This window comes from Rhodococcus sp. 06-156-4 (assembly GCF_002259345.1).
GTDB lineage: Bacteria > Actinomycetota > Actinomycetes > Mycobacteriales > Mycobacteriaceae > Rhodococcoides > Rhodococcoides fascians_E.
Genome location: NZ_NPGB01000020.1, coordinates 55,208 through 67,360, shown reverse-complemented (window position 1 = coordinate 67,360; position 12,153 = coordinate 55,208). Strand labels below are relative to the sequence as shown.

Below are 12,153 nucleotides of genomic sequence, written 5' to 3'. Positions count from 1 at the left end.
GCTCACCGGACTGGGCGCTGTTCGCTCACGGGACGGGGCGCTGTTCGGCCACCGGAGGGGAGCTAGAACCGACCGCCGCCGCCACCGAAGCCGCCGCCACCACCGCCCCCGCCGAAGCCTCCGCCTCCGAAACCACCACCGCCGAAGCCACCGCCTCCTCCGCCGCCGCGGAGGACGCTGTTGATGAGGATGCCGCCGAGGACTGCGCCGGCGACGTTGCCCCCGCTGCTACCGCCTCGTGGGCGGTTGCGATTCTCCCAGTCCCGTACGTCGGCCTGCGCGGACTGAGATGCTCTCGATGCCAGTTGGGCTGCTGCCTGTGCGTGCTGGATTGCCTTGGCCGGGTCCGAGGATTCGAGTTGTCGAGCCGCAGCGAAGTGGCGCTCCGCTTCGGCGAGTCTGGTACGAGCTTCCGCGCCGACGCCGCCGCGTCGGGTGGAGATGTAGTCCTTCGCTGCGGTGATCTGGGATTGTGCGCCGCCGAGGTCGCGGGCCAGTCGTGAACGGAGCAGATCGTCCTGGGTCTTCGCCTCGGTGGCGTCGGCGATGACGGCATCGAGGTGCTGATCGGCAGCGACGAGTTGCGTGAAACTGCCGAGCGGATCGGTTGCTTTGGATTCTTCGGCGATGCGGAGTGCCTGCTCGGCCGCGGCGCGTGCGTTCTGAAGCTCCTGTCCGCCGTGCTCGGCGAGCGTGGCGGCATTCTGGATGTCGCGACGAACGTCGTCGATCGCTGCGGGCAGTGTGGCGATTGCATTGCGAATGTCGTTCTGCGCGTGGTCTACTCCGTCGAGCAGTGCCCGAGCCTGGTCGACGGCTTTTTCCGCGGTCCGGATCGCGGACACGAGCTCGCCCTGTTGGCCTGCGGGTTTCGTCGCAGCCTCGCGGCCGACCTCGATGTTGCGCTCGGCCAGTTCGATGTCCTCCTGGGCCATGGTGATGTTCGACGAGATCGAGGCGAGCGCCGGCTCCGCGAACTCGGTGTGCAGTGCCTTCAGAACGGCATCCGACTCGGGTACGCGCACGGTGAGTTCGACGACGGCCTGCGTCAGCGAGTCGAGCTTGGAATCTGCGTTGATCAGCAGGTCTCGCATCGACTCGAACTCGGCGACCCGCGAATTCAGTTCGTGATCGGCGCGGCCACACGAGGAGATGATCTGGATGAGCATCGAGCGTCGCTGTTCCGGTGTTTCCGGGATGGCGTCGTCGAGGCGTTGACGGATCTCGAACGCGGTTCCGAGCGCCTTCTTCGCCTCTTCGAACGCGTTGATGAACGGGGCGGAGGTGGTGTCGCCGAATTCCGAGCGCGCGATCGACAGTTCTTCCTCGCTCGACCGGACGGCGTTGTCGGTTTCGACGAGCATCGTGTGCGCTCTCGCGTCGAGAATTTCCAGGGGTAGAGCGGACAGTGCCGCGGTGTCGGTGGGGTCGATGTTGTGTGCAGCGTCGATTCCCGCTTGCCTGCGTGCTTTGTTGCGCCGCGAGGAGTAGACGACGGCGCCGCCTCCGGCAACGACCACGACGCCTGCGCCGATCAGCCACGGTGTACTGGACCCGCCGCTGCCGGAACTTGCGTACGCTTCGCCGAGCGATCCTGCGGCAACGATGGCTGCGCCGGACCAATCCTGTTCTCGCAGAGCGGGCTCGACGTCGTCGGTCCGAATGTCCGTCTGCTCGCTCGCGGTGATTCGGTCCAACGACGTGTCGACGGCGAGGTAGTACGACCGGTCGACGGTGGCGACCGCCAACAGCACGTCGCGCTGCCCGAAGTCGCTCGCCCGATAGGTCTGCTGGGCCCATTGCTCGGCCGACAGGTTGTCGAAGTCAGCGACGTACGTGACCCACAGTCGCAGTTGTGCCGAGTTGTACAGATCGTCGATCGCGGCCTGAACGTCGACGAGTTCCGATTCGTCGAGTGCACCGACCGAATCCGTTATCTGGCCGGCGAGCCTCGACGGCGCTTCCGCAGAGGCCGGGGCCGTCACTCCGATCAGGGTTGCCAACCCGAGCATCGACGTGAGAACAGTGACTGCGAAAAAGCGTCGGACCGTGAACTGCGTCATGAGATGAGAATCTACCGTCCGGTGGTAACACCGCGGCACCACCCATGACAGGTGTCACGGCAACAACGTGACGCTCGGACGAGGGATGAAAGGCCGAACGCGAGCAGGGTAGTTCTCATGACAACAACACCTGCGGTGCATCTCGAGCACCTGAGCAAAGCTTTCGGGAAAGTCCAGGCCGTCGCGGATGTGAGTTTGCGCGTGGAGCCCGGTGAAGTGGTGGCGTTTCTCGGTCCGAACGGAGCGGGCAAGACGACGACGATCGACATGATGCTCGGGCTGGCCAAGCCCGATACGGGTACTGCGCGGGTGTTCGGCCGCTCACCCGCCGAGGCGATCGCCGACGGGAGGGTGTCGGCGGTGATGCAGAGCGGAGGGCTCATCCGGGATCTGTCGGTCCGCGAGACGATTCAGCTGACCGCGTCACTGTTTCCTCGCACGAGTCCGGTCGACAGCGTTCTCGAGCGTGCCGGGATCACTGGGATCGCTGATCGGCGCGTGGCGAAATGCTCCGGGGGTGAGCAGCAGCGGCTTCGCTTCGCCCTCGCGTTGCTGCCGGAACCCGATCTGATTCTTCTCGACGAGCCCACGACCGGAATGGATGTCGAAGGGCGGCGCGACTTCTGGAATGCGATTCGTCACGATGCTCGCGGCGGCCGCACGGTCATGTTCGCGACGCACTATCTCGACGAGGCCGACGCGTACGCGGATCGAATCGTGCTCCTGCGCCACGGCAGGATCGTCGCCGACGGCAGCGCTGCGGAAGTCAAGAACCTCGCCTCCGGTCGAACTGTCACGGCAACGGCCCGCGGTGTGGATCAGACTGCGCTGCTGCGTATTCCAGGTGTGGACCACGTCGAGATGCGCGGCGAGCGAGTGATAGTCCACGGTAAGGATTCCGATGCCGTCGCGCGGTATCTGTTGACGTGCACCGACGCCGTCGACGTAGAAATCGTCTCCAAGAACCTCGAGGATGCATTCCTCGCTCTGACAACCGATCTCGTAGGAAGTGCGACATGACCACAGCAACCGCTCCTCGCCCGACCCTGGCTCTAGGAGGGTTCAGCCTCACGTTTCTCGGACTGGAGATCAAAAGGTTGTTCCGCAATCGGCGGACCATTGCCTTCACTCTCGTCATGCCACCGGTGTTCTTCGTGATCTTCGGTTCGCAGTCGGATTTCAAGTCCGACTATTCCTTCGCGCACGGCAACGTCACCGCGTACATCGCCATCAGCATGGCGGTCTACGGTGCGATGCTGGGCGCAACCAGCGGTGGAGCGATGGTGTCCGTCGAGCGGGCGCAGGGCTGGAGCAGACAGCTCCGGCTGACACCGCTGCGTCCGGTCGCGTACATCGTCACCAAGATCGTGGTCGCGATGACGATGGGCCTCGCGTCGGTGGTGGCGGTCTTCGTGGTGGCCGCGTTCGTCGGGGCGGACATGCCGATCTGGATCTGGATCACCAGCGGCCTCATCGCGTGGCTCGGAAGCGGCGTGTTCGCAGCCTTCGGACTGTTCATGGGATACCTGCTGCCGTCCGAGAACGTGATGCAGGTCCTCGGTCCGCTCCTCGCCGTCCTCGCGTTCGCCGGCGGACTGTTCGTACCGCTGGCAGACAGCGGATGGTTCCCCTTCGTTGCCAAGTTCACTCCGCTCTACGGGCTCGCGACGGTTGCCCGTGCGCCGTTCACCGATCCGACGACGGGGACGCTCGTGGTCGCTCTGGCCAACCTGGCCGTCTGGGCCGGTCTGTTCGTACTCGGTGCCGCCGTGTTGTTCCGCCGAGACACCAAGCGTGTCTGACCGATCCGCTGTGCGTGGAAATGTGTCCCCTGGGACACATTTCCACGCACGTACTAGCGTGTTCGCCATGACCCGGTCAGACACGGACGACTCCGAGGGACTTGGACGGACGTTCCGTTTCGGCTGGGTCTTCGGCATGATCTGGCTGTTCTATCTCGCGTACCCGCTGGGGGAGTCCCTGGCGCTGCCCAGTCTGGCCGGGAAAGTGGCGGGCGTGACCGCCGTCGTCGCGTTCGGTGCTCTGTTCGTCGTCACGTTCTGGGCATTTCGCACTGCGCGACGGGAAGGACCTGCGCTCGCCCGTGGATGGGCTTGGGCGAGCCTGGCCGGCATGGCGGCACTGACGCTGTTCCTCGCGGTACTCATCGGAAGTCAGGCGTTCGGCGCGACCATCTACATGGCGGTTCTCGCCATGATGACGTTGTCCACCCGTCAGGCGTGGGCGGCTGTTATCGCACTGGTCGCCGTCGTCGAACTTCTGCCCCGCATCGTTTCGTCCTGGGATCCCGGTTCCTTCTTCGCATTTCAGCTCGTGATCAGCGCAGTTGCGGCCTGGGGAATCACTCAGGTCTTCAAGCGCAACCATGAACTCGCCGAGGCACGGCAACAGCTCGCCGACCTCGCCGTCGTCGCCGAGCGTGAACGAGTGAGCCGCGATGTCCACGACATTCTCGGGCACTCGCTGACCGTCATCACGGTGAAAGCAGAACTCGCCGGGCGGCTCGTCGAGATCGATCCTGCCCGGGCGGCCGTCGAGATCGCCGAGGTGGAAGCTCTCGCTCGGGAAGCACTCGGCGATGTCCGTTCCACCGTCGGGGCCATGCGCACGGTCGACGTCGCAACGGAACTCGCGTCGGCGCGGTCGGCTCTCGACGCGGCGGGGATCGATGCCGTGTTTCCCACCGATGCCGACGTGGTCCCTCTCCGCAACCGTGAACTGTTCGGGTGGACTGTGCGCGAAGCGGTCACCAACGTGATCCGGCACAGTGGGGCCCGGCAGTGCACGGTGGTCGTCGAACCCGGTCGCATCGAGATCTCCGACGACGGCGTCGGCACGTCCGGAAGGATCTCGGACGACGGACACGGCCTGCGAGGGCTCGCCGAGCGCGTGAAGGCGTCGAACGGCTCGTTGAGCGTGGGGAAGTCAGCTGCGGGTGGATTCCGGGTGGAAGTGGTGGCGGCATGAGTATCCGGTTGCTGTTGGCAGACGATCAGGCTCTCGTCCGAGGCGCCTTGGCGGCGCTGCTGGACTTGGAATCCGATCTGGAGGTCGTCGCGGAAGTCGGGCGCGGCGACGAGGTGGTTGCGGCGGCCGTGGAGCATCGCCCGGACGTCGCACTGCTGGACGTAGAGATGCCTGGCCTCGACGGCATCGCAGCGACTGCAGAACTGAGAAAGCACTACCCCGGTTGCCGAGTGATGATCGTCACCACTTTCGGCCGGCCCGGATATCTGCGACGCGCCATCGACGCGGGTGCCGATGGATTCGTCGTCAAGGACACCCCGGCGCGCCAACTCGCCGACGCCGTCCGGCGCGTTCACATGGGCCTGCGGGTGGTCGATCCCACTCTCGCAACCGAGACGTTGACCGACGGAGTGTCCCCGCTGACGGCACGTGAGCAGGAAGTTCTCCGTGCTGCTGCCGAGGGAGGAACCGCAGGTCGAGTCGCCGCTGCGCTCCATCTGTCGGAAGGGACGGTACGGAATCACCTGTCCGCGGCAATCGGAAAAACGGGTACGACGACGCGAGCCGAGGCAATCCGAGTCGCGCGGGAACGGGGATGGTTGTAGGCCGCCCCGCGTGCCCAGGCGCCTTCTCGCGGGTCGGGCTGGCAAACTCGAGGAGTGAACTCGACTGTCGACCGCGATCCGTACGGCGATCCCTACGGGGAGACGTACGAATACACCGAGCCCGAACCCGCGCGGCTCGGGTTCTTCGGCACGCTCGGTCGCTGGACGACGAGGCTCGTCGTCGGCGTAGTTCTGATGGGACTCGTCGTCGTCGGCGGCACCGCGGTGCGGGTCTGGCAGGTGGCCCGGATCGACGACCACACGCCTGCACAGGCGATCGTGGTGCTCGGCGCAGCGCAGTACTCGGGCACTCCGTCGAGCGTGTTCGAGGCTCGATTGTCACAGGCAGCCGCGTTGTACGAAGAAGGGGTCGCACCGGAAATAGTGACCGTCGGCGGGAAGCAGGAAGGCGACCTCTACACGGAGGCTGCGTCCGGCCGTAACTACCTCATCGATCAGGGAGTGCCGGCGGACAAGATCATTGCCGTCGAACAGGGCTCGGACACGCTGGAAAGCATCGAGGCGGTCAGCGAAACGCTTCGCGCACAGGGTAAGTCGTCCGTCGTGCTGGTGAGCGATCCGTGGCATTCGTTGCGCACGCGCACCATGGCCCGCGACGCTGGACTCGAAGCGTGGACATCGCCCACCCGCACCGGCCCGGCCGTGTACACCCGCGAGTCCCAGGCCCACGGAATCGCGCGTGAGACCGGTGCGTTGCTGTGGTATCAGCTGACGCACTTCACCGCGGACTTCTCCTACACGGCAGGGCAATGACAGTGAGCGACTACACCGACCACGACATCGAACGATTCGTCACCGAAGCACCCAAGACCGCCGGGCTGGACAGCGGGCAGGAAAACGCGTCGCATCGCAGTCAGTTCGCGCGCGACCGAGCACGTGTGCTGCACTGCGCGGCATTGCGCAGGCTCGCCGACAAGACACAGGTGACCGGGCCGCGCGACGGCGACACTCCGCGCACCAGGCTCACACATTCACTCGAGGTCGCACAGATCGGTCGCAGCATCGGGGAAGGACTCGGCGCAGACCCCGACCTCGTCGACCTCGCCGGTCTCGCCCACGACATCGGGCACCCGCCCTACGGGCACAACGGCGAGAAAGCGCTCGACGAGGTCGCCGCGAACTGCGGCGGGTTCGAGGGCAACGCGCAGAACCTGCGCATCCTCACCGGAATCGAGCCCAAGATCCTCGATTCCGACGGCACCAGCGTCGGGCTCAATCTCACCCGCGCATCGCTCGACGCCGCCATCAAGTATCCCTGGTTGCGCCCGTCGCCCGGCGCGAAATTCGGTGCCTACGATGACGATTCCGCCATCCTGGACTGGGTACGCGACGGCGCACCCGACCGTCGCAAATGCCTCGAAGCCCAATCCATGGACTGGGCCGACGACGTCGCCTACTCGGTTCACGACGTCGAAGACGGCGTCATCGACGGCCGCATCGCACTCCGGTCACTCGGCGACCGGTCCGAGCAACGAGAGCTCGCCGAACTCGGTGTTCGCGAGTTTCGCGGCCTCGACCAGAACGAGCTCGTCGAAGCCGCCGAACGCCTGTCCCGCATGCCGGTGGTCCTCGCTGTCGGTGAATTCGACGGCACCCTCGCCGCGTCGGTCGCGTTGAAGCATCTGACCAGCGAGCTGGTCGGGCGATTCGCCACCGCAGCCATCGACGCCACCCGTCAGAAATGGGGAACCGAACCCTTGTCCCGGTACGACGCGGACTTGGTCATCCCGCCGATCGTTGCGTCCGAGGTCGCTCTGCTGAAGACGATGGCCTTGCGCTACGTGATGTCCGACGCGAGCCACAAAGTGCGGCAGGCACGCCAACGCGACCGCATTCACCGCGTCGCCGAATGGGTCGAACGATCCGGGCCGGGTGAGCTGGACCCTATTTTCGTCCCCGCCTGGAACGACGCGCAGTCCGATGCCGAGCGCACCCGAGTCGTGGTGGACCAGATCGCGTCGTACACCGAAAGCCGCCTCGAACTGATCGACAAGCGCAGCCTCGGAGCTCAGGCCAGCTGGGGCTGATCCGCTTCGTCGGAGTCGTGGGACAGGACTAGACTGCCCTTCGTGGCCGGCCGAATTCCTGAACGTGACATCGCCGCCATTCGCGAACGCACACGGATCGAAGACGTCGTCGGTGACTACGTCTCTCTCAAGCGCGCGGGCGGCGACTCGATGAAGGGCCTGTGCCCCTTCCACGACGAGAAATCTCCGTCGTTCCACGTCCGACCCAACCACGGGCATTTCCACTGCTTCGGCTGCGGTGAGGGAGGTGACGCCTACTCCTTCCTCCAGAAGATCGAGCACATCTCCTTCGTCGAAGCCGTCGAGCAACTCGCCGACCGGCTGAACTACTCGATCACCTACGAGGGCGGAGGGCCATCGGTTCAACGTGACCGGGGCACCCGAGCGCGGTTGATCGCAGCCAACTCGGCGGCCCAGGAGTTCTACGCCGCGCGTCTGCGTGAACCCGACGCCCAGGCCGCTCGGGACTACCTGACCGAGCGCAACTTCGACGGCCAAGCCGCGCTGGCGTACGGCTGCGGATACGCGCCCGACGGCTGGGACACCCTGACCAAGCACCTGCTGTCCAGCGGCTTCGAAGCCAAGGAGATCATCGACGCGGGCCTGGCGACACCCGGTAAGCGCGGAACACCCATCGACAGGTTTCGGCGACGGTTGGTGTGGCCGATTCGCAGTCAGAGCGGCGACACCATCGGCTTCGGCGCCAGGAAACTGTTCGACGACGACACCATGCCCGGCAAGTACATCAACACGCCGGAAACCATGCTGTACAAGAAGTCTCAGGTGCTGTTCGGGCTCGACATGGCACGCAAGGACATCGCCAAATCGCATCAGGCCGTCATCGTCGAGGGATACACCGACGTCATGGCCATGCACCTGGCAGGCGTCAAGACCGCCGTCGCCTCGTGCGGCACCGCCTTCGGTGAGGACCACCTGGCGATGCTGCGTCGACTCATGATGGACGACAGCTACTTCCGCGGCGAGGTCATCTACACCTTCGACGGCGACGACGCAGGCCAGGCGGCCGCGATGAAGGCTTTCGAGGGTGATCAGAAGATTGCCGGACAGACCTTCGTTGCCATCGCGCCCGAGGGCATGGATCCCTGCGAGCTGAGGCAGAAATCCGGCGACCCCGCCGTACGTGACCTCGTTGCACGCCGCACCCCGATGTTCGCCTTCGTCGTGAAATCGCTTCTGCGTGAACATGATCTGGACACGCCCGAAGGTCGGGTCGAAGCGCTGCGCAGAACCGTCCCCGTCGTGGCGCGGATCAAGGACGCATCGCTGCGCGACGAATACGCGCGCCAACTCGCCGGCTGGACCGGTTGGGACGACACCGCGATGGTTCTCGCACGGGTTCGAGACGAAGCCAAGAAGGGTGCACGCGGAGACACGAAGAAACGCACACCGTTCGACAAGCGCCAGGCGCCCCCGGCGGAGGTGCCGGCCGGCCCGACGCGTCCACACCCCAAGGATCCGTCCCTGTGGCCTCAGCGTGAGGCGTTGAAGTCCGCGCTGCAGAACCCGGCGATCGCCGGGTCGGTCTTCGACTCACTGCCTCCCGAGACCTTCACTCACCCCGCCTACGCCGCCGTCAGCGCAGCGGTGACCGCCGCAGGGGGGACCGCCGCAGGCCTCGGCGGAGGGGAATGGGTCGACGCCGTCGCCAAGCGGACCGAAACTGCGGTCGTGAAATCGCTCGTGATGGAGCTCGCGGTCGAGCACATCCCGGTGGCGGACATCGCGCTCACGCGGTACATCGGCGGGGTACTGGCTCGTCTACAGGAAGTCTGGGTGGGGGAGCAGGTCGCCGAGCTCAAATCCAAGATGCAGCGCATGTCACCGCAGGACAACCAGGACGAGTACTACGCGCTCCTCGGCGACGTCATCGCCCTCGAACAGTACCGACGAAGCCTGCTCGAACAGGCCATCGGCAACGTCGAGGACGACTCTGCGGCCGGCTAACGCTTACGCAGCTGATCCTGGGGGATGTAGAGCTGCGTCTCGTCGTCGATGGGCTTCATCGGCTCGAGCTTCGGCTGCGTGTTCAGCGAATCCGACAGCTTCTGCCTGCTGACCTCGATGACCTTCTTGGTCGCCGGGCTACCCGCCACGGCGGAAGCCGTCTTACGAATCTGCTCGTAGCGACCACGACCAGCCTTGGCTCCGAGCACGTACGCCGCCCCAGCAGCCAGAACCAAACGAATCATCACAAGTCCTTAGATCAGTGTTGTGCACGCGTCCCACCATCCTGCCTGACGGGGCCCGAGCAGGGCGATTTGGTACTCCCATGGGGGTGTGCGCTATTGTTTCTCTCGGCCCGCACGAGAGTGCGAAGCCACTGAGTAATCCCCTGTAGCTCAATTGGCAGAGCTTCCGACTGTTAATCGGACGGTTGCTGGTTCGAGTCCAGCCGGGGGAGCTCGAGACCCCCATCCAGTTCCTGGGTGGGGGTTTTCTGCTGTCGAGGGCGCACATTCACCCACCTGTTGTGCGTACGCAGACCTGCGCAACGCACAACAGGTGGGTGAATTTCGTCGCGGGTTGTGTTCCTGCGTCGATGGCAGGGAGAGTGCGATGCGTGCGGTCGACCGAGTGCCCTGAGTACCAGGGTTCGTTCTACTCCGTGGACTTCGCCGCCGATGTCGACGGTGGAACCGGCTTCGAGCCCGACGTCGTGAGGGCGTATCTGGAAGTCGAAGGTGATCTGTCGGGCTACCTGTTCCAGTGCGTGACCTGCGGTGCACACCGGCTTCATGTCGACTCCTGTTGAGGCAGTGCCGGATACAGGTTCAGGACGAGAGGAATAGGCTGATCTCGTCGGCGATTCGGTCGGCCTCCTCGGAGCCGACGGCGTGCGACGCCTCCGGGTAGACGACGACGGTGCCGTTGCCGAGTGCACGTCGCGCGACCTCCTCGGCGTCGGAGGCGTCGTGCATGACCGATCGTCCGGCGAGTATCGCGAGGACAGGCATTCGGAGGCCTTCCAGGTCGCTCTCGGGGATCAGCGACGGTTGCGGCAGCTTGATCGAGTAGGCGCTCATGGCGGTTTCGATCATCCGAGCCACGGCGTTGTCCTCGACAGGTGCGCCGCCGGCTGTGTACGAGGCGAACGAATCCCGCCAGGACTTGGGTAGCCACGAGACAGATGCCGGGATGGCTCGAACCGCCGTCCCGAGCGGGATGGTGGCGAATGTGTACGCCGGGTCGATCAGCATCAGGGAGGCAACACGGTCGGGGTAATGGGTTGCCAGGTTGGTCGCGGCCCATCCGCCGATGGACAGGCCCAGTAGGTTGAATTCGTCCTCGGGGAGTTGTTCGAGAGTCTGGTCGAGCCAGGCCGCGTTGTCGTCGTCGTTCTCGATCGGGACCTCTTGCACACTCATTCCCGGTTCGCCCAGCAGGTCCAGTGCGTACACGTCACCGAGTGCGAGCAGCGAGGGCATGTTCGTGGCCCAGATAGGGCTGGGTGACGATCTACCGGGAAGCAGCACGAACGGGTGCTCCGTCCTGGTCGGTCCGGTGCCGTCGAAGCGGTAGACACGAACGAATCCGAATTCCGTTCGTACGTCCAGGGTTCGGTCAGGCGTCGGCATGTCCTCCCAGGCGCGTTGGTAATCGGCCACGAACTTCTCGTGCTTGTCCTTGGAGTTCCAATGACCGACGGGGCTGGGGGTGCGGAGGGCGAATGCGCCCGCGGTCACCGTTACCGCCACGACGAGTGCCGCAATCACCCATGCTCGACGCCTTCTCCTGGGGCGGGTTGGCGATGGATCGTCCATGACTACCTCTCATTTCTTGACCTTATGGTCAAAAATTGGTCGATGTCGGTAACCTTACGTCATGTCTGCGCGTATGTCAGGGGCCGATGGACCGACCAGAATCGAGCGCGAACGGCGTGCGCAGATCATCGCCGCAGCTGTCTCACTGGTCGCCGAACACGGATATGCCGCCGCGTCGTTGGCGCGGATCGCCGATGCCGCGGGGGTCGTCAAGGGCACGGTGGTGTACCACTTCACCACCAAGGATGCGGTGCTCACGGCCGCATATCAGCATGTTCTGACCGCGCTGGTCACACACGTCGGCGAGCACGTCGACGCGTCGCCGCCACCGGAACGCCCCGAGGCATACGTGCGCGCGATGATCGGATACCTGGCGGATCATCCGGATCACGCACGAACCATGGTGCAGGCCGGACTGGCAGCTGCGAACAACGGCGCGTCCCGACACGAGAGGCAGGAGCGCTGGCGTCCCCTTGCGGGACTGTTGTCCGAGGCCAGGGGTGACGACCGGGGACCGGGACGGGACGAGCGCACACTGGCGATCCTCGCGGGAGGGATGATCGATGCGGTCGTCGACGAATTCCTGGAGGACCCCACCTTCGACACGGGGTCGGCGGCGTCGGAGATCGTCGAGATGGTCGGCAGCAGGCTCGGAGCCGACTCGTGA

General features: G+C 65.1%; 12 protein-coding genes and 1 tRNA gene. 10 read left to right on the top strand and 3 right to left on the bottom strand.

What is annotated here, in order from left to right:
* Positions 1-62: 62 nt before the first annotated feature.
* Entirely contained in the window at positions 63-2,063 is a 2,001-nt protein-coding gene (locus CH290_RS14395) for a TPM domain-containing protein (RefSeq protein WP_033190463.1), read from the bottom strand.
* Positions 2,064-2,180: 117 nt separating this feature from the next.
* Here CH290_RS14395 and CH290_RS14390 point away from each other — a divergent pair, with 117 nt between their 5' ends.
* From CH290_RS14390 to dnaG, 7 genes are all read left to right on the top strand, one after another.
* Positions 2,181-3,083, top strand: coding sequence for an ABC transporter ATP-binding protein (locus CH290_RS14390; RefSeq protein ID WP_019667480.1), 903 nt, complete (start codon positions 2,181-2,183; stop codon positions 3,081-3,083).
* A complete protein-coding gene (locus CH290_RS14385) occupies positions 3,080-3,865 on the top strand; it encodes an ABC transporter permease (protein WP_019667479.1) in 786 nt (261 codons plus the stop codon). The genes CH290_RS14390 and CH290_RS14385 overlap by 4 nt, the downstream gene beginning before the upstream one ends.
* Positions 3,866-3,932: 67 nt before the next feature.
* Positions 3,933-5,051: a sensor histidine kinase gene (locus CH290_RS14380; RefSeq protein WP_230621104.1), complete on the top strand. Its 1,119-nt coding sequence runs from the start codon at positions 3,933-3,935 to the stop codon at positions 5,049-5,051.
* Positions 5,048-5,656, top strand: a complete 609-nt coding sequence (locus CH290_RS14375) for a response regulator transcription factor (RefSeq protein WP_019667477.1) — start codon at positions 5,048-5,050, stop codon at positions 5,654-5,656. Before CH290_RS14380 ends, CH290_RS14375 begins: the two co-directional genes overlap by 4 nt.
* 54 nt (positions 5,657-5,710) lie before the next feature.
* Positions 5,711-6,430 (top strand): YdcF family protein, encoded by a 720-nt coding sequence (locus CH290_RS14370; RefSeq protein WP_019667476.1) that lies wholly within the window; start codon positions 5,711-5,713, stop codon positions 6,428-6,430.
* Positions 6,427-7,704, top strand: coding sequence for a deoxyguanosinetriphosphate triphosphohydrolase (locus tag CH290_RS14365; RefSeq protein ID WP_033190465.1), 1,278 nt, complete (start codon positions 6,427-6,429; stop codon positions 7,702-7,704). The genes CH290_RS14370 and CH290_RS14365 overlap by 4 nt, the downstream gene beginning before the upstream one ends.
* A 42-nt stretch (positions 7,705-7,746) precedes the next feature.
* Positions 7,747-9,669, top strand: coding sequence for a DNA primase (dnaG, locus tag CH290_RS14360; protein ID WP_019667474.1), 1,923 nt, complete (start codon positions 7,747-7,749; stop codon positions 9,667-9,669).
* On the opposite strand, the gene CH290_RS14355 is transcribed toward dnaG, so the two are convergent.
* Positions 9,666-9,914 (bottom strand): hypothetical protein, encoded by a 249-nt coding sequence (locus CH290_RS14355; RefSeq protein ID WP_020111626.1) that lies wholly within the window; start codon positions 9,912-9,914, stop codon positions 9,666-9,668. The two genes, dnaG and CH290_RS14355, sit on opposite strands and share 4 nt — an antisense overlap.
* Positions 9,915-10,053: 139 nt before the next feature.
* On the opposite strand from CH290_RS14355, the gene CH290_RS14350 reads away from it, so the two are divergent.
* Together CH290_RS14350 and CH290_RS14345 are read left to right on the top strand one after the other, a co-directional pair.
* Positions 10,054-10,126 (top strand) — tRNA-Asn (locus tag CH290_RS14350).
* 159 nt (positions 10,127-10,285) lie between these two features.
* Complete coding sequence (locus tag CH290_RS14345; protein ID WP_033190466.1) at positions 10,286-10,477, top strand: CbrC family protein; 192 nt, start codon at positions 10,286-10,288, stop codon at positions 10,475-10,477.
* A 19-nt stretch (positions 10,478-10,496) separates the two neighbouring features.
* On the opposite strand, the gene CH290_RS14340 is transcribed toward CH290_RS14345, so the two are convergent.
* A complete protein-coding gene (locus CH290_RS14340; protein WP_230621105.1) occupies positions 10,497-11,486 on the bottom strand; it encodes an alpha/beta fold hydrolase in 990 nt (329 codons plus the stop codon).
* Between the two features lie 61 nt (positions 11,487-11,547).
* On the opposite strand from CH290_RS14340, the gene CH290_RS14335 reads away from it, so the two are divergent.
* Positions 11,548-12,153, top strand: coding sequence for a TetR/AcrR family transcriptional regulator (locus tag CH290_RS14335; RefSeq protein WP_230621106.1), 606 nt, complete (start codon positions 11,548-11,550; stop codon positions 12,151-12,153).

What these genes read in the sequence shown, in the direction of transcription:
- CH290_RS14395 (WP_033190463.1), bottom strand. Translation starts at nt 2,063, where the DNA reads ATGACGCAGTTCACGGTCCGACGCTTTTTCGCAGTCACTGTTCTCACG.
- CH290_RS14390 (WP_019667480.1), top strand. Translation starts at nt 2,181, where the DNA reads ATGACAACAACACCTGCGGTGCATCTCGAGCACCTGAGCAAAGCTTTC.
- CH290_RS14385 (WP_019667479.1), top strand. Translation starts at nt 3,080, where the DNA reads ATGACCACAGCAACCGCTCCTCGCCCGACCCTGGCTCTAGGAGGGTTC.
- CH290_RS14380 (WP_230621104.1), top strand. Translation starts at nt 3,933, where the DNA reads ATGACCCGGTCAGACACGGACGACTCCGAGGGACTTGGACGGACGTTC.
- CH290_RS14375 (WP_019667477.1), top strand. Translation starts at nt 5,048, where the DNA reads ATGAGTATCCGGTTGCTGTTGGCAGACGATCAGGCTCTCGTCCGAGGC.
- CH290_RS14365 (WP_033190465.1), top strand. Translation starts at nt 6,427, where the DNA reads ATGACAGTGAGCGACTACACCGACCACGACATCGAACGATTCGTCACC.
- CH290_RS14355 (WP_020111626.1), bottom strand. Translation starts at nt 9,914, where the DNA reads ATGATTCGTTTGGTTCTGGCTGCTGGGGCGGCGTACGTGCTCGGAGCC.
- CH290_RS14340 (WP_230621105.1), bottom strand. Translation starts at nt 11,486, where the DNA reads ATGGACGATCCATCGCCAACCCGCCCCAGGAGAAGGCGTCGAGCATGG.
- CH290_RS14335 (WP_230621106.1), top strand. Translation starts at nt 11,548, where the DNA reads ATGTCTGCGCGTATGTCAGGGGCCGATGGACCGACCAGAATCGAGCGC.